Raw genomic sequence first — 22,804 nt, 5'->3', positions numbered from 1 at the left:
GTCGGCTACCTGCTCAAGGACCGGGTCGCGCAGGTGGACCAGTTCCTCACCGCCCTGGACGACGTCGTGGCCGGCGGCACGGTGCTCGACCCGCAGGTGGTCGCCCAGCTGTTCGCCCGGCGCCGGCCACGACGTCGTCCAGGGCGGGCACGAACACGGTCGGGGGCACACCGACAGTAGATGCGTCCGCCGTCGGCGCGAAACCCGCTGCTCGGGTTGACGTCCTGGACACGGCCGGGGCGGGCCGGGAGCATCTGCGCCTGAGATGAGCGCGCACAGGTCGGGACAGCCCGAGTCCGGACCGGCCAGCCAGCGGGCTGGGACGGCCCGTCACCCCCGGCCAGGCTGGTCGGCATGACGACGACCACCGCCGAGCTGCCCGTATCGGCCGGACTCCCCGTCGCACACGAGGCCCGGCGCGGCTGGTGGCGCCAGCTCGGCATCGACACCGGCTACGTGCTGCTCGCCTTCCCGCTGTCGCTGCTCGCATTCGTCCTGGTGGTCACCGGCGGCGCGGTCGGGCTCGGGCTGACCGTGGTGTGGGTCGGGCTGCCCGTGGCGGTCGGCACCCTGCTCGCCGCCCGTGCGTTCGCCACGGCCGAGCGGTCCTGGTTGCCCGCGGTCCTGCGCACGCCGGTGACCCGCCCGGTCTACCGGCGGCCCGGTCCGGACGCCGGCCGGATGCGTCGGCTGCTCGCGCCGATGCGCGAGCCGCAGTACTGGATGGACGCGCTGCACGCCGTGCTCCGCCTGTTCGTGGCGGTGCCCGCCTTCGTGGTCACGGTCGTCTGGTGGGCCATCACGCTGGCCGGCCTGACCTCGGTGACGTGGGACTGGTCGATCCCCTACGACGAGTCGGGACAGCCGGACAACTACACGCTGCCCGAGCTCATCGGGATGGCCGACACCTCGATCAACCGGGTCCTCCTCTACACCGCCATCGGGGTGCTGTTCGCCCTGACGCTGCCGGTCGTCGTCCGGGGGTGCGCACTCGCCCAGGCGCAGCTCGGCCGGGGGCTGCTGTCCTCCCGGGCCGCCACCCAGGCCGAGATCGGCCGGCTCTCCGAGGGCCGGGACGCCGCCGTGGCGGCCGAGGCCGTCGCCCTGCGCCGCCTCGAGCGCGACATCCACGACGGCCCGCAGCAGCGGCTCGTCCGGCTCAGCATGGACCTGCACCGGGCCCGCCGGATGGTCGACAGTGACCCGGACGGCGCCCGCGCGACGCTGGAGGAGGCGGCGGCGCAGACCAGGGAGACGCTGGAGGAGCTGCGGGCGCTGTCCCGCGGGATCGCCCCACCGGTGCTGGCCGACCGCGGCCTGGCCGCCGCGCTCGCCGCCCTCGCCGCCCGCTCCCCCGTGCCGGTCGAGCTGGCCGTCGCCCTCCCCCCGGGGCAGCGGCTGACACCGGCCGTGGAGAACTCCGCGTACTTCCTGGTGAGCGAGGCGCTGGCGAACGTCGCCAAGCACAGCGAGGCGACGGTGAGCCGGGTGACGGTGGTCTGCGAGGACGACCGGCTCCGGGTGGTCGTCGAGGACGACGGCCGCGGCGGGGCCGTGCTGGCCCCCGGCCACGGGCTGGCCGGGCTGACCGATCGGCTGCGCGCGGTCGACGGGGTGCTGACCGTGGACAGCCCGCGGGGCGGGCCGACCCGGCTGATCGGCGAGCTGCCGTGCCGGTGACCGGAGGCGGCCCCCGGATGCGGGTCGTGCTGGCCGAGGACTCGGTGCTGCTCCGTGAGGGCCTCGTCCGGTTGCTCGGCGAGGCGGGCACCGAGGTGGTGGCCGCCGTTGCCGACGGGCCGTCACTGGTGCGGGCCGTCGTCGAGCACCGGCCGGACGTCGCCGTCGTCGACGTCCGGATGCCCCCGACCCACACCGACGAGGGGCTGCGGGCCGCGGTCGAGGCGCGCCGCGCCGTCCCGAGGACTGCGGTGCTGGTGCTCTCCCAGTACGTGGAGGTGGCCTACGCCGACGAGCTGCTCGCCGACGGCGCGGGCGGGGTCGGCTACCTGCTCAAGGACCGGGTCGCGCAGGTGGACCAGTTCCTCACCGCCCTGGACGACGTCGTGGCCGGCGGCACGGTGCTCGACCCGCAGGTGGTCGCCCAGCTGTTCGCCCGGCGCCGGCGGGACGACCCGGTGCGCTCGCTCTCCCCCCGCGAGCGGGAGGTGCTGGGGCTGATCGCCGAGGGCCACTCCAACGCCGCGATCGCCCGCGCGCTGGTCGTCACCCAAGGGGCCGTGGAGAAGCACACCCAGCACATCTTCGCCAAGCTCGGCCTGAGCCAGGACGACGACCAGCACCGCCGGGTGATGGCGACCCTGGCCTACCTGCGCAGTTGACCGAGGCGCACCGGTTCAGCCGGCAGCGGCATCGAAGGCGGCCCGCAGCCGGGCGGGTGCCCGCAGCCGCCACGCCTCGGTGAGCAGCTCGGCCAGCTCCGACCGGTCCACGGCCGCGAGCTGGACGACGACCATGCTGCTGTTGCGGTAGTGGTGCGGCACCGAGAACACCTCCGGCCGCTCGGCGGCCAGCTCGGCGTTCTCCCCGGGCGCCAGCCGGATCGCCACCCACTCCTCCGCCGGCGGCATCGACGCGAAGACCTTGTCGCGCACCCGGAGGCAGGCCATGTCCCACGCCGGGCGCTCGGTGGCCTCCGGCAGGGCCAGTGCGATCACCCGGACGTCGTCGGACGTGGCTGCCATGGCGGCAGGGTGCCACCGGCCACCGACAGGACGCACCCCTCGTCGGGCTGACCGGCCGACCGAGATGGTGCCAGCCCGACCTCGTTCGGGGGGCCAGCCGCAACGACATGATCATCTCGGGCCGCGAGGCTCGGTCCAGCGACGCCGCACCCTGCGGCGCCCGAGCTGGAAGGCCCCATCGTGAGCGTCCCCGTGATGACCACCCTGCCCGTCACCGCGCCACCTCCCCGGCGGGACGGGTTCGCCGTCCGGGTGGCCCGGTGGAGCGCCACCCACCGCTGGACCGTGCTCGGGCTCTGGGTGCTGGCCGTCGCACTGGCCGTCGTCATCGGCGGCGCCATGGGCACCAAGACGCTCACCGCTGCGCAGAGCGGCAGCGGTGAGTCCGGCCGGGCCGACGTCGTCCTGGACGGCGCCGGGTTCCCCGACCCGCCCACCGAGCAGGTGCTCGTGCAGACCCGCGACGGCTCGGTGATCGGCGCCGAGGGCACCGCCGCCGCCGCGGACGTCACCGCCGCCGTCCGCGGGCTGGACGAGGTGGCCGCCGTCGGCGACCCGGTCGCCTCCGCCGACGGGACGGCGCTGCTGGTGCCGGTCACCCTCGACGTCGGGGACCGCACCGGCTCAGCCGCCGACGATGCGGCCGTCGACGCGGTGCAGCCGGTGCTCGACGCCGTCGCCGGCGTGCAGGCCGAGCACCCGGGGCTGCGGGTCGTCGAGTCCGGCGGCAGCTCGCTGGACGCCGTCGTCGGCGAGCAACTGGAGGAGGACTTCCTTCGCGCGGAGCTGCTGAGCCTGCCGGTGACGCTGGTCGTGCTGCTGGTGGCCTTCGGTGCCCTGTTCGCCGCCGGCGTGCCGCTGCTGCTGGGGCTCACCGCCGTCGGTGGCGCCCTGGGCCTGGTCTCCCTGGTCTCCCAGCTGACCCCCGTCGATGCGAGCACCGCCAGCGTCGTGCTGCTGATCGGCATGGCCGTCGGGGTCGACTACGCGCTGTTCTACGTCCGGCGGGCCCGGGAGGAACGACGCCACGGCGCACCCACCGCGCTCGCCGTCGAGCTGGCCGCCGCCACCTCCGGGCGGGCCGTGCTCACCTCCGGCCTCGCCGTCGCGGTGGCGATGGCGGGCATGTACCTGGCCGGGAGCCCGGTGTTCACCTCGTTCGCGACCGGCACGATCCTCGTGGTGCTGGTGTCGGTGATCGGCTCCCTGACCGTGCTGCCGGCGACGCTGGCGCTGCTGGGGCGGGGCATCGAGCGGCCGCGGGTCCCGCTGCTGGGCCGGCTGGTGGGCCGCTCGGACGACAGCCGGGTCTGGTCGGCCGTCGTCCGGCGGGTGGTGTCCCGGCCGCGGACCTCGCTGGCCGTGGGGGTGGCCACGCTCCTGGCGGTGGCCGCGCCGGCGATCGGCATGGCCACCTCCAACCCGGGCATCGACGCGCTCTCCCGGGACAGCGAGGTGGTCCGGGCCTACGACGCCATCGCCACGGCCTTCCCGCAGGAGGGCAGCACCGACCAGGTCGTCGTCTGGCGCACCGACGGGCAGCGGCTCGACGTGCCCGCCGTCCAGGACGCTGCCGACGAGCTGGTCGCCCGGCTGCCGGACGCCACGGCCGCCGGCGAGCTCGAGGTCAGCCCCGACGGCACGGTCGCCCGGCTGTCGGTGGCGGGCGCCGGTGCGGCCGGCAGCGACGAGGCCCGGGCCGGGCTCACCCAGCTGCGTGAGGACCTCCTCCCCGCCACGCTCGGTTCCGGGTCCGGCACGGCGACGGCCGTCACCGGGGCCACCGCTGGGGACGCCGACTTCAGCGACACCATGGCGCAGCGACTGCCGATCGTGATCGGGTTCGTGCTGGCGTTGACCGTCGTCGTGCTGACCGTGGCGTTCCGGTCGCTGGCGGTGGCGCTGATCGCCGCCGTCCTCACCCTGCTGTCGGTGGGTGCCGCCTACGGCGTGCTGGTGCTGGTCTTCCAGTCCACCTGGGCCGAGGGCCTGCTCGGCTTCACCTCCACCGGGGCGATCGTCTCCTGGATCCCGCTGTTCCTGTTCGTGGTCCTCTTCGGGCTGTCAATGGACTACCACGTGTTCGTGGTCTCCCGGGTCCGTGAGGCGGCCCAGGCGGGCATCCCGCTGCGGCTCGCGGTGACCACCGGGGTCTCCCGCTCGGCCGGCGTGGTCACCAGCGCCGCGGTGGTCATGGTGGCGGTGTTCAGCATCTTCGCGACGCTGTCGATGCTGGAGTTCAAGCAGCTGGGGGTGGGCCTGGCGGTGGCGGTGCTGATCGACGCGACCCTGGTCCGCGGGGTCCTCTTGCCGGCGGCGATGGCGGTGCTGGGCGAGCGGACCTGGTGGCTGCCGCGGTGGCTGGGCTGGCTGCCGGCCAGCAGCCACTGAGGCCCGGGTGCGCGGTGCGCACGGCCGGAACTGGTTGGCCGACCGTCGTCCCCGCCGGGTAGACACGCCCCGTGACCGACATCGCCGACCAGCTCCGCCCGATCACCGCCGAGGAGTGGCCGCGCTTCGTCCGCGGCATGCGCACGACCTTCGGCCACGACCACGCCGGCCCCTACATGGACTCCCCGGCCCCGACGGCCGAGCTGGACCGCTCGCTCGCCCTGTTCGACGGCGAGCGGGTGGCCGCCACCGCCGGCATCTACAGCCTGGAGATGACCGTGCCGGGGGCGGTGGTGCCGACGGCCGGCGTCACCTGGGTGACCGTCTCCCCCACCCACCGGCGACGCGGGGTGCTGACGGCTGTCATGCGACGCCAGCTGCGCGAGGTGCACGCGACCGGCCGCGAGCCGGTGGCGGCGCTGTGGGCCGCCGAGTGGCCGATCTACGGCCGGTTCGGGTACGCCCCGGTCGCCTCGCGGGGCGGCTGGACCGGGCTGACCGAGCGGCTGCACCTGCGGCCGGACGTCGACTGCGGCACCGGCACCGTGCGGCTGGTCGAGGTCGAGGAGTTCCGCCCGGCGGCCGCGGCACTGCACCAGCAGGTGCGCCGGTTCGTGCCGGGGAACATGGCCCGCGACGACCGGTGGTGGGAGCGGCGGCTGCACGACTCCGCCGAACTCGCCGCCGGCGGTCCGCCCCGCCAGCTGGCGCTGCACACCGAGGCCGACGGGACGGTCACCGGGTTCGCCAGCTACCGGGTGCGGGCCGCCTGGACCGACACCAGCGAGCCCGACGGCACGCTGACCGTCGAGGAGGTCCGGGCCAGCAGCCCGACCGCGTACGCCGCGCTGTGGCGCTTCCTGCTCGCGCACGACCTGATGCGCACGATCGAGTACCCGCAGGGACCCGCCGACGATGCGCTGCCGCACCTGCTGGTCGACGGCCGGGCCTGGCACGCCCGCCCGGTCGACACGCTCTGGGTGCGGCTGGTCGACGTGGGCGCCGCGCTGTCCGCCCGCCGGTACCCGGCGCCGCTGGACATGGTGTTCGAGGTGCGCGATCGGTTCTGTGACTGGAACGACGGGCGCTGGCACGTCTGGGGGCATCCGGCCGGTGCTTACAGTGACCGCACCGACCGTGACCCGGACCTGGTCCTGGACGTCGAAGCGCTCGCCGCGGCCTACCTGGGCGGCGTCTCGCTCGCCTCGCTGCAGGCCGCCGGCCGGGTGACCGAGGTCAGCCCGGGTGCGGTGACCCAGGCGTCGACGGCGTTCGGCTGGCCGGTCGCACCCTGGTGTCCCGACTCCTTCTGACGGCCCCGCTGCAGGGTCCCGCCGCGAGCTCGCGAGTGGTGGGGGCAGCGGGGTCCTTCTCCTCACCTGGGCTGGGTGCCGTCCCACTCCGACAGGGGTGCGCAGTGCCAGCGCCAGGAGGTGACCGGCTCCCGGCCGGGCAGCTCGCCGCGGCCGGTGGCCCACAGCAGGGCCGCCCACGGATCGGCGTCGGCCGGGGCCCACGGGAAGAGCCGTGCCCGGGTCGCCTCGGCCAGCCGGGACGGCGGGGTCCAGTCCAGCTCGCGGTCCGCCGCGACGTCACCGGTGTGCAGCAGCAGCTCTGCGCAGCCCATCCCGGCGAAGCCCGAGGCGTCGGCCAGGCCCCAGTCGTGGACGCCGCGCTCGGCCGGGCCGGCGGTGTCGACCACCCGGGCCAGCACCTCGGTCGCCGCACCCAACTGCTGGCAGGTCTCGGCGAGATCGGCATCGGGTCGGCGGACCACGTCGAAGGCGCTCACCTCCACCGGCCCGGCGACCAGGTCCTGGGCGTACCAGGTCAGGCAGGAGGTGATGTGCGCGGCGACGCCGACGACGTCGGTGCCCAGCGTCGGCACCGCCGCCGCACCGTCGGGCACCCGGGCGAACAGCTGCTGGACTGCGGCGCCCGCGGCTCGCAGGTCGTCCCCGGTCACCGGGTACGGCTCACGGGGTGCGGGTGGGCAGCCCGCCGGCCGGGCGGTGCCGGTCACGCTCGTAGTCTGCCAGCAGGGCGATCCGGCGGGCATGCCGCTCCTCGCCGCTGAACGGCTCACGCAGGTAGGTCAGCACCAGCGCGGTCGCCTCCTCCATGCTGTGCTGGCGGTTGCCCACGGCGGCGACGTTGGCGTCGTTGTGCTGGCGGGCCAGCTGGGCGGTGCTCTCGTTCCAGATCAGCGCCGCGCGGACCCCGGGCACCTTGTTCGCGGCGATCTGCTCGCCGTTGCCCGAGCCCCCGATGACGATGCCGAGGCTGCCGGGCTCGGTGACGACCCGCTCCCCCACCTCGAAGCAGAACGGCGGGTAGTCGTCCTGCGGGTCGTAGTCGAAGGCCCCGCAGTCGACCGGCTCGAAGCCCTCGTCGGCGAGCACCTCCATCAGGTGGGACTTCAGTTCGAGGCCGGCGTGGTCCGTGCCGAGGAAGACGCGCATGTGCCGATCTTCTCACCGACTCCTGGCAGGCTGGCCCGGTGGCGGTGCTCGGAGTGGACGGCTGGCGCGGGAAGTGGGTCGGTGCGCTGCTCGACGGGCGCACGGTGGGGCTGCAGGTGCTCGACGACGCGGCGGCGGTGCTGGCGGTGCGCGACGTCGAGGTGGTCGCCATCGACATGCCGATCGGGCTCTCCGAGGACGGCGTCCGGGCCTGCGACGTCGCCGCTCGCGACCTCCTGCGGCGCACCGGCGCAGGGAGTTCGGTCTTCCCCGCCCCGGTCCGCGCCGTCCTCGCCGCTGCTGACTACACCCAGGCCCGGGAGCTGAGCCGGGCCGCAGCGAACGGGCGGGCGCCGTCCGCGCAGACCTTCATGCTCGTGGCGGCGATCAAGGACCTGGACGACGTCCTCGGTGACCCGCCGACCGACCGGGTGGTGGAGGTGCACCCCGAGCTGGCGTTCCGGCTCGGGCTCGGCGGGGTCACCGACCGCAAGGGCACCGCCCGCGGCACGGTGCAGCGACTGCAGGCCCTGCGCGCCGTCATGGAGGTGGAGGAGGCGCTGGCCGGGGCTCCCGCCGGCGTCCCGCTCGTCGATGCGCTGGACGCCTGCGCCGCTGCCTGGTCGGCCCAGCGGCTGGCCGCCGGCACCGCCGAGCGGGTGGGCGACGGGACGACGGACTCCCGCGGCCGGCCGATGCGGATCTGCTGGTGACCGCCGGCTGGCGGGAGATCGGCGACCGGGTGTTCGTCCGCCGACACCGCGAGCTCGACCTCAACTGCGGGCTGGTCGTCGGCGACGGCGCCTGCCTGGTCATCGACACCCGCTCCCACCTCGGGGAGGGCCGGGCCCTGGCCGAGGCGGTCCGGACCGTCACCCCGCACCCCTGGACCGTCGTCAACACCCACGCCCACTACGACCACTGCTTCGGCAACGCGGCGTTCCGGCCGGCCGACGTCTGGGGGCACCGCCGCTGCGCCGAGGAGCTCGAGGCGACGGGTGAGCACCAGCGCGCCTCGGTGGTCACCGGTCTCCGGGAGGACGGCGACCCCGCCGCCGAACTGGTCGCCACCGCACCGATCGACCCGCCCGACCGCCTGGTCGACGACCTCGCCCGGCTGGACGTGGGTGGCCGCACCGTGACGCTGCGGCACCTCGGGCGCGGGCACACGGGCGCGGACCTGGTGGTCACCGTGGACGACGTCCTCTTCGCCGGGGACCTGGTCGAGGACGGATCGCCACCGGCGATGGAGGACGCCTACCCCCTGGAGTGGGCCGACACGGTGACCGCGGTGCTCGGCCTGGTCCGCGGCCCCGTCGTCCCCGGGCACGGCGGGGTGGTGGACGCCGCGTTCGTCGCGGCCCAGCGCGACGAGCTGGTGCAGCTGGCCCGATGGCTCGCCGACCCGGCGACGCCGGCGCCGTTCGACGAACGCACCTGCGCGACGGCCCGGACCCGGGTCCCACGCTGAGCGTGCCGGGGCAGCCGACTCAGGCGAGCTTGCGGACGACCGGCAGCGGCAGCACGCGCAGCAGGCCGGCGATCGGGCGCCACGGCCACTCGGGGACGTAGGCGCGCACCGGCTCCCGCTCGATCGCCGCGGTCAGCGCGGTGACGCCGGTCTGCAGGTCGACGGTGAACGGGCCGCGACGGCCGGTGTTGATGTCGGTCTCGATGAAGCCGGGGTGGATGGTGCTGACCCGGATGCCGCGGGTGCGCCGGCTCCCCAGCAGGTCGGCGCGGATCCCCTCGGCGAGCACGGCGTCCGCGGCCTTGGACGTGGCGTACGCCGTCCGGGTGCCGCCCATGCCTCGCACCCCGGCGACCGAGGAGATGACCACCAGGTGCCCGCTCCCCTGGGCGCGGAACAGCTCGACGGCGGCCTCGCAGCAGGCGTGCGTCCCCAGCACGTTGGTGACCAGCACCTGCCGGTTCGGCCGCGCCTTGCCCGTGCCCACCGGGGCGCCCTTGCCCAGGCCCGCGTTGGCGATGAACCGGTCGATGCCGCCCAGTTCGCCGGCCAGCCGGGGGACGACGTCGGCCACCTGGTCGGGGTCGTCGACGTCGAGCCGGCCGGTGACCACCCGGATGCCGGGGTGAGCGGCCAGCAGCTCCTCCCGGAGCTCGTCGAGCAGCTCGGTACGGCGGGCGACGAGCGCGAGATCGCGGCCACGGGCGGCGAACTGGCGGGCCAAGCCCTGGCCCAGCCCGGCGCTGGCGCCGGTGATGAAGATGCGCTGCCGGACGGGAGGTGGCATCGGGTCATCCTGCCGCATTGTCTGCCTGGACGAGTCCTGGCCGGCTTCGTGCGCACACGGCGAAGACCGCTTCCCCGGGGGGAGGAGCGGTCCTCATCCCAGTGGACTCCTCGCCCTCACCCCTTGTTCTCCTTCTTCTTGTCCTTGCCCTTCTCGTCCTTCTTCTCGCTCTTGTCCTTCTTCTCGCTCTTGTCCTTCTTCTCGCTCTTGTCCTTCTTCTCGCTCTTGTCCTTCTTGTCCTTCTTCTCGCCCTTGCCCTGCTCTGGGGTGGTCGGTGCGGTCTCGGCCAGCGTCACGGTGACCGGTGGGTAGAACTGGACGCTGGAGAACCGGTCGCAGACTCCCTCGATGGTGTACTCCCCCGACGGGGCCCCGGGGTCGAAGGACGATTCGATGACGACGCTGCCGTCAGGGAGGGCGTCGGCATAGTCGACGAGGTAGAAGTCCCCACCGGCGTTCGCCTCGTACCAGATGAGGGTCGTCGCTCCCTCCTCGTCGGGGAAGCACTCGGCGAAGCTCACGGTGAACGACTGCCCCGGCACGACGGTCGTCTCTGAGACGACGGGGGTCGGCAGCGGCGCGGGCGCGGCCAGGGCCACGGGGGCAGCGACCAGGGTTGCTGCGCAGGCCATCAGGCCGGCCATGGTCCCGGCGGCAACGCGGCGTGTGGACAGGCGGGGCATGGGGTCTCCGTCGCTGTTCGGCGAACCGGTCGGCCCGGCCCGGCTGCGGCCTGTCTAGTGGCTCAGCCGAGGGTCGTCCAGCGGGGACGCGAGGATCCCGTGGACGACGACGGCCGCCTCCCCCTCCGGAGAGGCGGCCGTCACGGCATCAGCGGGTGCCGGTCAGCTCCAGGGCGTCGGCGGGCACCGAGGACATGTCCGGCCCGGAGAGGCGGGTGCGCTTGAGCTCCCAGAAGTCGGGCAGGTTGGCCAGCAGGACGGCGCCGTCGAAGGCCTTGCCGGCCTCCTCGCCGGTCGGGACCTTGCTGATCACCGGACCGAAGAAGGCCACGCCGTCGATGTGCATGACGGGGGTGCCGACGTCGTCGCCGACCGGGTCCATCCCCTCGTGGTGGCTCTTCTCCAGCGCCTCGTCGTAATCGGTGGAGCCGGCGGCCTCGGCCAGCTCGGCGGGCAGGCCCACGCGCTCCAGCGCCGGGGCGATGATCTCCTCGACCTCGACCCCATCGTGGTGCCGCAGCGTGCCCATGGCGGTGTACAGGTCGCCCAGCACGGCGTCGCCGTGCTGCTGGGCGGCAGCGACCGCGACCCGCACCGGGCCGATCGCCTTGGCCATCATCTCCTGGTAGTCCGGCGACAGGTCACGGCCACGGTTGAGCACCGACAGCGACATCACGTGCCAGTGCAGGTCGATGTCACGCACCTTCGCCGCCTCCAGCACCCAGCGGCTGGTGAGCCACGCCCACGGGCACAGCGGGTCGAACCAGAAGTCGACGCGGGCCTTCACGGGAGAGCTCTGCACTGCCTCGGTCATGGTACTCCTCAGTCTGTCGTCGGTGCTCCGGGCGGTCGTTCGAACGACACCCGGTCGTCTGGGCCGACCAAGTCGGGCCGTCCCCGGCTTGTTCCCCGCTCTCCTCGGGACCACACGGGGAGGAGACCGTCGTCCCCGCATGGGAAGCTCCGGGGCGTGGCAGTTCCCAACCTGACTCGTGACGACGCCGCGGCCCGCGCCGCGCTGCTGGCCGTCTCCAGCTACGACCTCTCCCTGGACGTGACCGACGGCCAGGGCCATCCCGGCGAGGAGACGTTCCGCTCGGTCACCACCATCCACTTCGAGGCCCGCTCCCCCGGCGCCGACACCTTCGTCGACCTGGTGGCGGACCGGGTGCGCTCGGCGACGCTCAACGGCGTCGAGCTCGACGTCAGCGGCTACACCGAGGAGGGCGGCCTGGCCCTCCCCGGGCTGGCCGCCACCAACGAGCTGGTCGTCGACGCCGACTGCCGGTACTCCCGCACCGGCGAGGGCCTGCACCGGTTCGTCGACCCGGAGGACGAGCAGGTCTACCTCTACACGCACTTCGAGCCGGCCGAGGCCAAGCGGATGTTCGCCTGCTTCGACCAGCCCGACCTCAAGGCGACGTTCACCGTGCACGTCACCGCCCCGTTCGACTGGCAGGTCGTCAGCAACACCGGTGACCGCACGATCGAGGCCGGCGAGGCCGGTTCGCAGCTGGTGCACTTCACCCCGACCAAGCGCATCTCCACCTACCTGGTGGCCCTGGTCGCCGGCCCGTACGCCCGGGTCACCGATCTGCACGACGGCATCCCGCTGGGCATCTACTGCCGGGCTTCGCTGGCCCAGCACCTCGACCCCGACGAGATCTTCGCCGTCACCAAGGCCGGGTTCGACTTCTACCACCGGGTCTTCGACTACCCGTACCCGTTCGACAAGTACGACCAGCTCTTCGTCCCCGAGTTCAACGCCGGGGCGATGGAGAACGCCGGGTGCGTGACGTTCCTGGAGGACTACGTCTTCCGGTCCAAGACCAGCCGGGCCCGCTACGAGCGGCGTGCCGAGACGATCCTGCACGAGCTGGCGCACATGTGGTTCGGCGACCTGGTGACCATGCGCTGGTGGGACGACCTGTGGCTCAACGAGTCCTTCGCCACCTACATCTCCACGCTGTGCCAGGCCGAGGCCACCGAGTACACGACCGCGTGGACGACGTTCGCCAACACCGAGAAGTCCTGGGCCTACGCGCAGGACCAGCTGCCCTCCACCCACCCGATCGCGGCCGACATGGTCGACGTCGCCGCGGTGGAGGTGAACTTCGACGGGATCACCTACGCGAAGGGCGCCTCGGTGCTCAAGCAGCTGGTGGCCTACGTCGGGCAGGACGACTTCCTCGCCGGCGTCCGCCGGTACTTCCGCAAGCACGAGTACGGCAACACCACCCTCGACGACCTGCTCAGCGAGCTCTCCGAGGCGTCCGGCCGCGACCTGTCGGACTGGTCGGCCCAGTGGCTGCAGACCAGCCAGGTCAACACCCTGCGCCCGGTGTACGAGCTCGACGCCGACGGCCGGTACGCCTCCTTCGCGATCGAGCAGACCGCCGTCTCCGAGCACCCCGTGCTGCGCCGGCACCGGCTGGCGGTCGGCCTCTACAGCTCGGGCCCCGACGGGCTGACCCGGTCGCACCGCGTGGAGCTGGACGTCGACGGGGCGCGCACCGAGGTGGCCGAGCTGGTCGGCCACCCGGCCGCGGACCTGGTGCTGGTCAACGACGACGACCTCACCTACGCCAAGCTGCGCCTCGACGAGCGGTCGCTGGCCACGCTGCGCAGCCAGATCGATGCCATCCCGGAGTCGCTGCCGCGGGCGCTGTGCTGGTCAGCGGCCTGGGACATGACCCGCGACGGTGAGCTGGCGGCCCGTGACTGGGTGCAGCTCGTGCTGGCCGGCGTCGACGCGGAGACCGAGATCAGCGTCGTCCAGTCGCTGCTCGCCCGGGTGCAGTCGGCGCTGGCCTCCTACGCCGACCCGGCCTGGGCACCGACCGGCTGGACGATGCTGGCCGACAAGGCGCTGGCCGCCCTGCACAGCGCGGCCCCCGGCAGCGACGCCCAGCTGCAGTGGTCGCGCACCCTGGCGGCCGCGGCCCGCGGGGACGAGCACGTGGCGGCGCTGCGAGGGCTGCTCGACGGGTTCCTCGCCGTCGAGGGCCTCACCGTCGACACCGACGCCCGCTGGGCGTTCCTGCACGGCCTGGTCGCCGTGGGTGCGGCCGGCGATCCGGAGATCGACGCGGAGGCCGAGCGGGACGCCACCGCGACCGGCGCCCGCCGGGCCGCGACCGCCCGGGCGCTCCGGCCGACGCCGGAGTCGAAGGCGGAGACCTGGGAGCGGGCGTTCACCGACGAGTCGATCGCCAACGCCGTGCACGAGGCGATGGTGGCCGGTTTCTGGCACCCGGCCCAGCAGGAGCTCACCGCCTCCTACGTGGACCGGTACTTCGCCGACATCCGCGGGCTGTGGGAGCGGCGTCCGGGCGAGATCGCCAAGAACGCCGTGGAGTACCTGTTCCCGAAGGTCGTCGAGGAGCGGACGCTCGCCGCGGCCGACGCCTGGCTGGCCGATCAGGACGCCCCCGCGCCGCTGCGCCGGCTGGTGAGCGAGGGCCGGGACGGCATCGCCCGGGCCCTGTGGGCCCGCAAGCGGGACGCCGCAGCCGGCCAGGGATGACCCGCTGAACGCCAGCGGCCCAGGACTCGATGAGTCCTGGGCCGCTGGCATCCGGCCCCCTGCCGGGGCCCACCGCGAGCTCGCGAGTGGTGGGGAGCGGCCCCGTCCAGGGGCCCGCCCCGAGCCTGCGGGGGGTGGGGAGGACGGGGTCCTTCGTCAGTCGGCCTTGCGGCGCGCGGGGTGACCGGCGGCGTCGGACAGCTGCCGGAGGCCGTTGATGATCGCCCCGACCAGGTCGCCGGCGCCCAGCCGGCTGGTCATCGACAGCACGGCGAGGGCACACGCCCGGTCGGGCAGCCGGCGGGCGGCCGCGGTGCCCGTGACGATCTCCAGCACCCGCTGCCCCGGCGAGAGGGCGACCAGGACGCTGTTGGAGGTGTCCCCGCCGGAGCGGGAGTGCAGGTCCTCCGCCGTGGCCCGGGTGTCGGAGCCCAGCTCGCCCACGTAGAGGGTGAACCGCAGCCCGGTCTCCCGGGAGGACATGGTCAGCGCCTCGTCGAGCCGGGCGAGGTCGCGGTAGCTGAACGGCCCCGAGCCGGGCTCCATCACGGAGCTGTTCCCGGTCTCCCGCGTCGCGCTGGGACCGTGCTGGTCGGCGGCGGGCTGCCGGGTGAGCTGCTGGGTCATCTGGGGGGTGCCTCCGGACTGCGACGCGGACTGCGACGGGACGTGGGACGAGGCGGTGCTCACCGGCGGATCACCAGGTCCCGCGGGCGCCGCCGGCGGCGGTGCGCCGGACGGTGTCGGGGTCGGCCACGTGCGGGTGCTGGCCGATGGCCAGCGCCGAGGCGGTGGCGCCCAGTCGCGGAGCGGCGTGGCCGGCCCCGGGTGCGTCCTCGGCGTGGCCACCGACCACGCCGGGGACGTCGGGGTGCGGCTCGTACCAGAGCGGCGCGTAGTCCCAGGACTGCCCGGGGCGGTACTTGGTGCGGTCCTTGCTGCGGCCGGGGAACAACGTCACCGCAGCGAACAGCAGCACGATCACCAGCGGGACGACGCCGTAGATGAGCACGGTCTCGAGCACGGACATGGTGGCAATCTACCGGGACGACCGAGCGCCGGCCCGGCAGGACGGGTCACCAGAGCGCGGGGTGTCGGTGCCCCCACGGCCGCGCCTCCTCCAGCTGCGCGGACAGCGAGATCAGCGTCGCCTCGTCGGCCGGGCGGCCCACCAGCATGGTCCCGATGGGCAGCCCGCCCGCCGTCCACCACAGCGGCACGCTGACCGCCGGCTGACCGGTGACGTTGTAGACCGCCGGGAAGGCCGCGTAGCGCTTCTGCCGCTCGAAGTCCGCCGCACCGTCGCCGTCCCCGTCGAACCAGCCGACCGGTCGCGGTGGCAGCGTGCAGATCGGGGCCAGCAGCACGTCGTAGCGGCTGGTCGCCTGGACGAACCGGCGGGCGAAGACCCGCAGCGTGAACATCGCCTGCATCGCGTCCTGCGCGCTGAGCGCCAGGCCGCGGCCCCGGAGGAAGCGGGTGAGCGGCCGCAGCCGGTCCAGCTGCGACGGCGGCACGGGCAGCGTGGTGGCCGACAGGGCCCAGACCACCTCGAACGCCGGGAACACCTCCGGGGTGAGCGGGGCGGCCGGCAGGTCCTCCACCTCGTGGCCCAGCTCGGACAGCAGCGTCGAGGCGTCCTCGAACGCCGCCCGCACCTCGGGGTCCAAATCGGCGCCGGGCATGCCCGAGTCCAGGTAGCGGCCGATCCGCAGCCGGCCCGGCGGGCGGTCGGCATAGCCGAGGAAGGTCTCCCCGGCCGGCGGCGGCGGCGCCCAGTACGGGTCACCGGGCACCGGCCCGGCCATCGCGTCGAGCATCACGGCGGCGTCCCGCACGGTGCGGGCCAGGGGCCCCTGCACGCCCAGGCCGGTGGTCTCGCTGCCCAGCGGGGCGTTGCTCACCCGGCCGCGGGTGGGCTTGATTCCGAACAGCCCGTTGATCCCGGCCGGGATGCGGATCGAGCCGCCGCCGTCGGACCCGTGGGCGAAGGGCAGCAGCCCGGCGGCCACGGCGGCAGCCGCACCACCGCTGGAACCACCGGCCAGCAGCGAGGGGTCCCACGGGCAGCGGGCCGGGCCGGCGAGGTCGTTGTCGGTGTAGCAGGGGAAGCCGAACTCAGGGGTGTTGGTCTTGCCCAGGCTGATCGTGCCGGCGGCGGCCAGCGCGGTGACCACGGCATCGTCGATGGCCGGTACGAAGTCGGACAGCACGGCCGAGCCGAAGGTGGTGCGCACCCCGGCGGTGTTGGCCAGGTCCTTGATCGCGGTCGGGACGCCGTGCAGGGGCGGCAGGTCCCCGCCGTCCAGCACCGCCCGGTCGGCCGCCGCCGCTGCGGCGCGCGCCCGGTCGGGGGTGACGGTCAGGAAGGCCCCGACGGCGGTGTCCAGCGCCTCGATGCGGGCGAGGGAGTGTTCGACCAGCTCGGTGGGGCTCACCTCCTTCGCGCGGACCGCGGCTGCCTGCTCGAGCGCGGTGAGGTCGTGCAGTCGTGTGCCGGGCGAGGAGGTCACCACCCGGACGCTAGCCGCGACGGGCAGGATCTCCTCGTGGACCTCTCCCGCGCCGACGCCGAAGCCGCCGACGCCACCGACCCGCTGGCCGGGTTCCGGGCGCGCTTCACCGGCACCGACGACGACGGCCCCGACCGGCTGCTCTACCTGGACGGCAACTCCCTCGGCCGGCTGCCCCGGGAGACCCCCGCCGCGGTGGCCCGGGCTGTGGAGCAGGAGTGGGGGCAGGGGCTCGTCGGCTCCTGGCGCGACTGGGTGCAGCAGTCCGGCCGGATCGGTGACGTCCTCGCCGAGGGCGTGCTGGGGGCGCGGCCCGGCGAGGTGCTGGTCGGCGACACGACCAGCGTCGACCTCTACAAGCTGCTCGTCGCTGCGGCCGATGCCCGCCCGGGCCGGGACGTGCTGGTCTGCTGCGCCGACGACTTCCCCACCGACCGGTACATCGTGGCCGGGGTGGCCCAGGCGCGCGGGATGACGGTGCGCGAGGTCGAGGCACACATCGACACCGGCCTGGAGCTGGACGTGCTGGCCAGGGCCCTGGACGAGCGGGTCGCCGTCGTCGTCCTCTCGCAGGTGGCCTACCGGTCGGGTGCGCTGGTCGACATCGCGGAGGTGACCCGGCTGGCCCGCGAGGCGGGGTCGCTGGTCGTGTGGGACCTCAGCCACGCCGCCGGTGCCGTGCCCGCCGACCTCACGGCGGCCGGCGCCGACCTCGCGGTCGGCTGCACGTACAAGTACCTCAACGGCGGCCCCGGGTCCCCGGCCTTCCTCTACGTGCGCCGCGAACTGCAGGAGCAGCTGCGCCAGCCGATCTGGGGCTGGTTCGGCCAGCGCGACCAGTTCGCGATGGGGACGGCGTACGACCCGGCCGACGGCGTGGACCGGTTCGCCGTCGGCACTCCCCCGGTGCTGGCCATGGCGGCGGTGGAGGTCGGCGCCCGGCTGTCCGCGGAGGCCGGCATCGAGCGGCTGGCCGCCAAGGGCCGGGCGCTGACCGAGCTGGTGATCGCGCTGGCCGACGAGTGGCTCGCCGGGCACGGGGTCGCGGTCGCCTCACCACGGGAGGCCGCCCGGCGCGGGTCGCACGTCAGCCTCGCCCACCCGCAGGCGTGGCAGCTGACCCAGGCGCTGATCGACCGCGGCGTCGTCCCGGACTTCCGCACGCCCGACCGGCTCCGGCTGGGCCCGGCGCCGCTCTACACCCGGTTCGTCGACGTCTGGGACGCGATGGACCGGCTGCGCACCGTGCTCGGCGACCGGTCGCACGAGAGCTACCCGACCGAGCGCAGCCGGGTCACCTGAGCGAGGACGCCGCGCTCCTCGCCGGCTGAGGACGAGCGCCTGGTCGGGGCCGTCAGGCCGGCTCCGGGACGCCGATCGGGTTGTGCGCCGGCCACTCCCCCGCCGCCACGACCGCCTGGCGCACCGGTGCCAGCAGCTCGGCCAGCCGGTCGCAGCCGGCCTGGCCGAGCGCCGTCCACGGGCCCTGCGCCAGCCGGTCGGTGTCGGCCTCGACCGCCGCGCGCAGCGCCACCCCGTCGGCGGTCAGCGCTCCGTCGGCCAGCAGGCCGCGCTCCGTGAGCTCCTCGGCGCAGGCCGCCCACTGCCCGGGCGACCAGCCTCGGGCCTTCTGCAGCCAGTCGGCCGACGTCCTCCCGGCCGCCGCGGTCAGCACCAGTGCGGGCAGGCCGAGCAGGTCCTGCTGCAGCAGGGCGGCCAGGTGGCCGTCCCCCCGGTGCTCGCGCAGCGTGGTCAGCGCCTGCCACAGCACCAGGTGCGGCTCGACCGGCCAGGGCACGTCGGTGTTCGCCGCCGCCAGCGGGCGGCCGAGGACGTCGACCGCCTCCGCGGCCCGGCGGGCCAGCGTCGCGGCCTCCTCCGCCTCGGGTGAGCCGAGCCAGTCGGGCAGCGCCCGGCGGGCCGCGGCGTCCACCCCGGCCAGCCGGGCGGCCAGGGCGTCGGCCGGGGGCGTCGTCGTCCAGACCTCGGGCACCCGCCGGCCGACGAAGTCGGGGGCGAACGAACCGAACGTCGCCGTCACCAGCGCCGGTCCGACCGGCCCGAGGGGCGCGGCGCGGCCGGCGAAGTACCCGGCCCAGAAGCCGCGCAGCCCGGCCTCGGCATAGGCGGTGCGCGACTCGTCGGCGAAGTAGGTCAGTGCGTGGAACGGCTCGCCGAGTGCCCAGAGGCGCCGGGCCAGGTCGATCGTCACGCGCTCACCGAGTCGGGCATGCCGAGCCACTCCCGCCACCGCGGGTCGACCGTGCGGTGCCCGAGCAGCCGCCAGGCCGCACCGCTGGGGGCGCCGGGCGGGTGCGGCAGCGACCAGCCCATCTCGGCCAGCGACCGGTCGGCCTTGGTGTGGTTGCACCGCCGGCAGGCCGCGACGACGTTGTCCCAGGTGTGCGTGCCACCGCGGCTGCGCGGCACGACGTGGTCGATGCTGGTGGCCGAGCCCCCGCAGTACACGCAGGTCTGCCCGTCCCGGGTGAACACCGCCCGGCGGGACAGCGGCACCGAGACCGGGTAGGGCACCCGCACGTAGCGGGTCAGCCGCACCACGACCGGCACCGCCACGGTCACCCGTTCGGCGTGCACCTCGTCGTCGGTGACGTCGACGGCCTCGGCCTTGGCGGCCAGGACGAGCACGATCGCGCGGCGGCTGGAGACCACGCACAACGGCTCGTAGGTGGCGTTGAGCAGGAGCGTTGCACCGGTCGTGCACGCCGCCGGGGCAGGGGCGTGCGGACGGGCGAGGACGTCGCGTCGGGAGCCGGCGGGACCCGGCCCGGACGACGACCCGAGTGCGGTGATCGACACGGGACACCTCCGAGTGCCCCCGGCCACCGACGGCTTCGACAGCCCACGGGCACCTGCCATCCTGCACTGGCGACGGCGGTCTCTGCCATCGGCCGACCCGAGCGGTGCGTCGGTGGCCGCGGCTACGGTCAGCGCGTGCGCTACCCCGACGCCCCCCGCCTGGACCTGGTCGACGACCTGCACGGTCACCCGGTCGCCGATCCCTACCGCTGGCTGGAGGACGCCGAGGACCCACGGACCATGGCCTGGGCCGCCGCACAGGACGAGCTGGCCGCCGGCCTCCTCGCCGGCCTCCCCGGCCGTCCGGCGTTCGCCGAGCGGCTGGCCGAACTGGTGCACGCCGGTGCGGTCGGCATCCCGGTGTGGCGCAACGGCCGGGCCTTCTCCACCCGGCGTGACCCCGGCCAGGAGCACGCCGTGCTGCGGGTCACCGAGCCCGACGGCAGCGTGCGGGTGCTGGTCGACCCGACGGCGCTGGACCCGGCCGGCACCACGACGCTGGACGCCTGGTCCCCCTCGTGGGAGGGCGACCGGCTCGCCTACCAGGTCTCGGTCGGCGGCGACGAGGAGTCGCAGCTGTTCGTCCTGGACGTCGCCACCGGCGAGCTGGTCGAGGGCCCGATCGACCGCTGCCGCTACTCCCCCGTCGGCTGGCTGCCCGGCGGTCAGGAGCTGTTCTACGTGCGCCGGCTGGCCCCCGAGCTCGTCCCGGCCGGTGAGGAGCAGTTCCACCGCCGGGTGTGGCGCCACCGGGTGGGCAGCGACCCCGCTGACGACGCCCTGGTGCACGGCGAGGGCAGCGACCCCTCGACCTACTTCGGCGCCCGCACCAGCGCCGACGGCCGCTGGCTGGTCGTGTCCGCCTCGGTCGGCACCGCGCCGCGCGACGACGTCTGGCTGGCCGACCTGGCCGGGGACGGCGTCCTCCGCGAGCTGCAGGTCGGCGTGGACGCGCAGACCTCGGCCTGGGTGGCCCGCGACGGCCGGCTGTGGCTGCACACCGACCGGGACGCCCCCCGCAGCCGGCTGGTGGTGGCCGACCCGGCCGACCCGGCCAGCTGGGCGCCGGCGGCCTGGCACGAGGTGGTCCCCCAGTCCGACGACGGGGTGCTCGGCGACGTCGCCCTGGTCGACGGCCCGGACGGCGACCTGCGGGTGCTCGCCGTGCACGCGGTCGACGCCACCGACCGGCTCTCGCTGTGGGCCGCCGACGGCTCCGGCCGCGTGGCCGAGGTGACCGCGCTGCGCCCGGGCAGCGTCGCCGGCGTCAGCGCACCCCCGGAGGGCGGCACGACCGCCTGGGTCGGCTTCACCGACTACGCCACGCCGCCCTCGGTGCTGCGCTGGGACGCCGCCGACCCGGCCGCGCTCACCAGCCACGAGCAGGCCCCGGTGGCCGGCGCGGTGCCCGACGTGCGGGTGGTCGAGGCCCACGCGACGTCTCCGGACGGGACGCCGGTGCACCTGTTCGTGCTCTCCGGCACCGGCACCCCCGACACCCCGCGCCCGACCGTGCTCTACGGCTACGGCGGGTTCAACGTGTCGCTCACCCCGGCCTACACCGCGCAGGCCCTGGCCTGGGTGGCCGCCGGCGGGGTGTGGGTGGTGGCGAACCTGCGCGGCGGCTCCGAGCACGGCGAGGAGTGGCACCGGGCCGGGATGCGGGAGCGCAAGCAGAACGTGTTCGACGACTTCGCCGCGGCCGCGGGCCACCTGATCGCCGAGGGCTGGACGACGCCGGCCCAGCTGGCCGTGATGGGCGGCTCGAACGGCGGGCTGCTGGTCGGCGCCATGACCACCCAGCACCCCGACCTGGTGGCCGCGGTCGTCTGCAGTGCGCCGTTGCTGGACATGGTGCGGTACGAGCTGTTCGGTCTGGGCCGCACCTGGAACGACGAGTACGGGACCGCCGCCGACCCGGTCGAACTGGGCTGGCTGCTGGGGTACTCGCCGTACCACCGGGTGGTCGAGGGCACCGACTACCCGGCGGTGCTGTTCACGACGTTCGAGTCCGACACCCGGGTCGACCCGCTGCACGCCCGCAAGCTCGCCGCGGCCCTGCAGCACGCGACGACGGCGGAGGCGCCGATCGTGCTGCGCCGGGAGCTGTCGGTGGGGCACGGCGCCCGGGCGGTCAGCCGCACGGTGGGTCTGGCCGCCGACCAGCTGGCCTTCTTGGCCGCGTACACCGGGCTGGCGCCCGCCCCGGCCTGAGGGCGGGGCGGGCAGCAGCCGGAGGCGCTCACTCCAGTTCGGCGAACACGTTCTCCAGGTCGACGCCCTCGGGGATGACCCCGTCCTCCACGCCGAGTTCGAGCAGCACCTCGACCGAGTCCCGGTCGATCTCGGTCTGGTAGGCGGGCAGCGTCAGCTCCTGCGCGATCGCCGGGTCGATGTTCGTGTAGGAGCCCAGCACCTCGCGCACCTCGTCCGGGTGCTCGGTGGCGTACTGCTGCGCCTCCGCCATCGCGTCGGCGAAGGCCTGCACGGTGTCGGCGTTCTCGGCGGCGTACTGGTCGGAGGTGAAGTAGCCGGCGACCGTGAGCGCCTCGTCGGTCTGGGTGTAGGGGGCGGCGACCACGCGCATGCCCTGGCTCACCCCGACGGTGGCGAACGGCTCGACCGCGAAGGCCGCGTCCACCGAGCCGTCGGCGACCGCGGCGACCATGTTGGGGAAGGCCAGCTCCACGAACTGGATCGACGAGGGGTCGCCGCCGTCCTGCCGGACGGTCTCCCGCACGACGGTGTCGCTGATGTTGTTGATCGAGTTGATGGCGACCCTCTTCCCGGCCAGGTCGGCCGGCTCCTGCACCTCGGAGTCGGCGGGGACGATCACCGCGGCGAAGTCCTCCTCCACGTTGCCGGTGGCCCCGGAGCCGGGGGCGACGAGGGCCAGCGGCACCCCGCGCGACTCGGCCTGCAGCAGGCTGGTGATGTTGGAGAAGCCGAACTCCGCCTCCCCAGCCAGCACCGCCGGGACGATGGCTGCGCCGCCCTGCGCCAGGAAGGGCTCCACCTCCAGGCCGTGGTCGGCGAAGATGCCGACCTCCTGGGCCAGGTAGAGCGGCGCCACGTCCACGATCGGGATGGCGCCCACGCGCACGGTGGTCAGCTCGTCCGATCCCGCGCCGGCCACGGGCTCGGCCCCGTCGTCCTCGCCGCCACAACCGGTCAGCACGAGGGCGCCGATCACCATCGAGCCCAGCACCATCGAGCTCTTCGACGTCCTGCGCACGCGTTCCTCCAGTGGATCTCGACGCCCGCCGGGCAACGCGACGGGTCGTCGTTCGGGTGGGTGGCGGCGGACGCTAGGTCGTGAGGCAGGTCACGTCAACGGGCCCTTCCGCCAAGCGGCAGCCCCCGCCGGGCGGCTGCCGGGCACCTCGGTACCGGAACGCGGGCGGCACGCCGCCCGGCTCCGCCGCCGGTGATCGACGGTGCACCAC

At 74.7% G+C, this 22,804-nt stretch carries 21 protein-coding genes and 1 pseudogene; 10 read left to right on the top strand and 12 right to left on the bottom strand.

Annotated features, from left to right (window positions below):
* The 3 genes and pseudogenes from G5C62_RS28150 to G5C62_RS15305 form a co-directional block, all read left to right on the top strand.
* Window positions 1-180, top strand: a pseudogene (locus G5C62_RS28150) (hypothetical protein); the annotation flags it as partial.
* A 174-nt stretch (window positions 181-354) separates the two neighbouring features.
* Window positions 355-1,680 (top strand): sensor histidine kinase, encoded by a 1,326-nt coding sequence (locus G5C62_RS15310; RefSeq protein WP_164701667.1) that lies wholly within the window; start codon window positions 355-357, stop codon window positions 1,678-1,680.
* A gap of 17 nt (window positions 1,681-1,697) precedes the next feature.
* Window positions 1,698-2,342, top strand: a complete 645-nt coding sequence (locus G5C62_RS15305) for a response regulator transcription factor (RefSeq protein ID WP_164701669.1) — start codon at window positions 1,698-1,700, stop codon at window positions 2,340-2,342.
* 15 nt (window positions 2,343-2,357) lie between these two features.
* On the opposite strand, the gene G5C62_RS15300 is transcribed toward G5C62_RS15305, so the two are convergent.
* Window positions 2,358-2,705 (bottom strand): MmcQ/YjbR family DNA-binding protein, encoded by a 348-nt coding sequence (locus G5C62_RS15300; protein WP_164701666.1) that lies wholly within the window; start codon window positions 2,703-2,705, stop codon window positions 2,358-2,360.
* A 195-nt stretch (window positions 2,706-2,900) separates the two neighbouring features.
* Here G5C62_RS15300 and G5C62_RS15295 point away from each other — a divergent pair, with 195 nt between their 5' ends.
* Both G5C62_RS15295 and G5C62_RS15290 read left to right on the top strand, forming a co-directional pair.
* Window positions 2,901-5,096, top strand: coding sequence for an MMPL family transporter (locus tag G5C62_RS15295; RefSeq protein WP_164701665.1), 2,196 nt, complete (start codon window positions 2,901-2,903; stop codon window positions 5,094-5,096).
* Between the two features lie 71 nt (window positions 5,097-5,167).
* The gene (locus G5C62_RS15290) at window positions 5,168-6,409 is read left to right on the top strand and encodes a GNAT family N-acetyltransferase (RefSeq protein ID WP_164701664.1); all 1,242 of its coding nucleotides are present in this window, start codon (window positions 5,168-5,170) and stop codon (window positions 6,407-6,409) included.
* 62 nt (window positions 6,410-6,471) lie between these two features.
* Here the strand turns inward: G5C62_RS15290 and G5C62_RS15285 are convergent, their stop codons facing one another.
* Window positions 6,472-7,119 (bottom strand): hypothetical protein, encoded by a 648-nt coding sequence (locus tag G5C62_RS15285; protein WP_241175923.1) that lies wholly within the window; start codon window positions 7,117-7,119, stop codon window positions 6,472-6,474.
* A complete protein-coding gene (locus tag G5C62_RS15280; RefSeq protein ID WP_036338211.1) occupies window positions 7,073-7,558 on the bottom strand; it encodes a ribose-5-phosphate isomerase in 486 nt (161 codons plus the stop codon). The genes G5C62_RS15285 and G5C62_RS15280 overlap by 47 nt, the downstream gene beginning before the upstream one ends.
* Window positions 7,559-7,596: 38 nt before the next feature.
* Between G5C62_RS15280 and G5C62_RS15275 the strand changes: the two genes are divergently transcribed.
* Together G5C62_RS15275 and G5C62_RS15270 are read left to right on the top strand one after the other, a co-directional pair.
* The gene (locus G5C62_RS15275; RefSeq protein ID WP_164701663.1) at window positions 7,597-8,271 is read left to right on the top strand and encodes a DUF429 domain-containing protein; all 675 of its coding nucleotides are present in this window, start codon (window positions 7,597-7,599) and stop codon (window positions 8,269-8,271) included.
* Window positions 8,268-9,029 carry an MBL fold metallo-hydrolase gene (locus G5C62_RS15270; RefSeq protein WP_164701662.1) on the top strand — a complete coding sequence of 254 codons (762 nt, stop codon included), beginning with the start codon at window positions 8,268-8,270 and terminating at the stop codon, window positions 9,027-9,029. Before G5C62_RS15275 ends, G5C62_RS15270 begins: the two co-directional genes overlap by 4 nt.
* A gap of 19 nt (window positions 9,030-9,048) precedes the next feature.
* Here G5C62_RS15270 and G5C62_RS15265 read toward each other — a convergent pair whose 3' ends face one another.
* From G5C62_RS15265 to G5C62_RS15255, 3 genes are all read right to left on the bottom strand, one after another.
* Window positions 9,049-9,816 (bottom strand): SDR family oxidoreductase, encoded by a 768-nt coding sequence (locus tag G5C62_RS15265; protein WP_164701661.1) that lies wholly within the window; start codon window positions 9,814-9,816, stop codon window positions 9,049-9,051.
* A 116-nt stretch (window positions 9,817-9,932) separates the two neighbouring features.
* Window positions 9,933-10,499, bottom strand: a complete 567-nt coding sequence (locus G5C62_RS15260; RefSeq protein ID WP_164701654.1) for a hypothetical protein — start codon at window positions 10,497-10,499, stop codon at window positions 9,933-9,935.
* Window positions 10,500-10,647: 148 nt separating this feature from the next.
* Window positions 10,648-11,313 (bottom strand): DsbA family protein, encoded by a 666-nt coding sequence (locus tag G5C62_RS15255; RefSeq protein WP_164701660.1) that lies wholly within the window; start codon window positions 11,311-11,313, stop codon window positions 10,648-10,650.
* 156 nt (window positions 11,314-11,469) lie between these two features.
* Between G5C62_RS15255 and pepN the strand changes: the two genes are divergently transcribed.
* Window positions 11,470-14,025 (top strand): aminopeptidase N, encoded by a 2,556-nt coding sequence (pepN, locus tag G5C62_RS15250; protein ID WP_164701659.1) that lies wholly within the window; start codon window positions 11,470-11,472, stop codon window positions 14,023-14,025.
* Window positions 14,026-14,181: 156 nt separating this feature from the next.
* On the opposite strand, the gene G5C62_RS15245 is transcribed toward pepN, so the two are convergent.
* From G5C62_RS15245 to G5C62_RS15235, 3 genes are all read right to left on the bottom strand, one after another.
* Window positions 14,182-14,652, bottom strand: coding sequence for a DUF5130 family protein (locus tag G5C62_RS15245; protein ID WP_036338225.1), 471 nt, complete (start codon window positions 14,650-14,652; stop codon window positions 14,182-14,184).
* Window positions 14,653-14,722: 70 nt separating this feature from the next.
* Entirely contained in the window at window positions 14,723-15,055 is a 333-nt protein-coding gene (locus G5C62_RS27560) for a hypothetical protein (protein WP_206330666.1), read from the bottom strand.
* Window positions 15,056-15,101: 46 nt separating this feature from the next.
* Entirely contained in the window at window positions 15,102-16,538 is a 1,437-nt protein-coding gene (locus G5C62_RS15235) for an amidase (RefSeq protein WP_164701658.1), read from the bottom strand.
* A gap of 36 nt (window positions 16,539-16,574) precedes the next feature.
* Between G5C62_RS15235 and kynU the strand changes: the two genes are divergently transcribed.
* Complete coding sequence (kynU, locus tag G5C62_RS15230; protein ID WP_164701657.1) at window positions 16,575-17,840, top strand: kynureninase; 1,266 nt, start codon at window positions 16,575-16,577, stop codon at window positions 17,838-17,840.
* A 52-nt stretch (window positions 17,841-17,892) separates the two neighbouring features.
* Here kynU and G5C62_RS15225 read toward each other — a convergent pair whose 3' ends face one another.
* Window positions 17,893-18,750, bottom strand: a complete 858-nt coding sequence (locus tag G5C62_RS15225; protein ID WP_241175922.1) for an SCO6745 family protein — start codon at window positions 18,748-18,750, stop codon at window positions 17,893-17,895.
* Entirely contained in the window at window positions 18,747-19,358 is a 612-nt protein-coding gene (locus G5C62_RS15220) for an HNH endonuclease (RefSeq protein ID WP_241175921.1), read from the bottom strand. The genes G5C62_RS15225 and G5C62_RS15220 overlap by 4 nt, the downstream gene beginning before the upstream one ends.
* 135 nt (window positions 19,359-19,493) lie before the next feature.
* Between G5C62_RS15220 and G5C62_RS15215 the strand changes: the two genes are divergently transcribed.
* Window positions 19,494-21,572 (top strand): prolyl oligopeptidase family protein, encoded by a 2,079-nt coding sequence (locus G5C62_RS15215; RefSeq protein WP_164701656.1) that lies wholly within the window; start codon window positions 19,494-19,496, stop codon window positions 21,570-21,572.
* Between the two features lie 28 nt (window positions 21,573-21,600).
* Here G5C62_RS15215 and G5C62_RS15210 read toward each other — a convergent pair whose 3' ends face one another.
* Window positions 21,601-22,593, bottom strand: a complete 993-nt coding sequence (locus tag G5C62_RS15210; protein WP_164701655.1) for an ABC transporter substrate-binding protein — start codon at window positions 22,591-22,593, stop codon at window positions 21,601-21,603.
* Window positions 22,594-22,804 lie beyond the last annotated feature (211 nt).

This window comes from Modestobacter sp. KNN46-3, assembly GCF_011039295.1.
This window is presented reverse-complemented; position numbering and strand designations above follow the sequence as displayed.

What these genes read in the sequence shown, in the direction of transcription:
- G5C62_RS15295 (WP_164701665.1), top strand. Translation starts at nt 2,901, where the DNA reads ATGACCACCCTGCCCGTCACCGCGCCACCTCCCCGGCGGGACGGGTTC.
- G5C62_RS15305 (WP_164701669.1), top strand. Translation starts at nt 1,698, where the DNA reads ATGCGGGTCGTGCTGGCCGAGGACTCGGTGCTGCTCCGTGAGGGCCTC.
- G5C62_RS15260 (WP_164701654.1), bottom strand. Translation starts at nt 10,499, where the DNA reads ATGCCCCGCCTGTCCACACGCCGCGTTGCCGCCGGGACCATGGCCGGC.
- G5C62_RS15310 (WP_164701667.1), top strand. Translation starts at nt 355, where the DNA reads ATGACGACGACCACCGCCGAGCTGCCCGTATCGGCCGGACTCCCCGTC.
- G5C62_RS15245 (WP_036338225.1), bottom strand. Translation starts at nt 14,652, where the DNA reads ATGACCCAGCAGCTCACCCGGCAGCCCGCCGCCGACCAGCACGGTCCC.
- G5C62_RS27560 (WP_206330666.1), bottom strand. Translation starts at nt 15,055, where the DNA reads ATGTCCGTGCTCGAGACCGTGCTCATCTACGGCGTCGTCCCGCTGGTG.
- G5C62_RS15280 (WP_036338211.1), bottom strand. Translation starts at nt 7,558, where the DNA reads ATGCGCGTCTTCCTCGGCACGGACCACGCCGGCCTCGAACTGAAGTCC.
- G5C62_RS15300 (WP_164701666.1), bottom strand. Translation starts at nt 2,705, where the DNA reads ATGGCAGCCACGTCCGACGACGTCCGGGTGATCGCACTGGCCCTGCCG.
- G5C62_RS15265 (WP_164701661.1), bottom strand. Translation starts at nt 9,816, where the DNA reads ATGCCACCTCCCGTCCGGCAGCGCATCTTCATCACCGGCGCCAGCGCC.
- G5C62_RS15255 (WP_164701660.1), bottom strand. Translation starts at nt 11,313, where the DNA reads ATGACCGAGGCAGTGCAGAGCTCTCCCGTGAAGGCCCGCGTCGACTTC.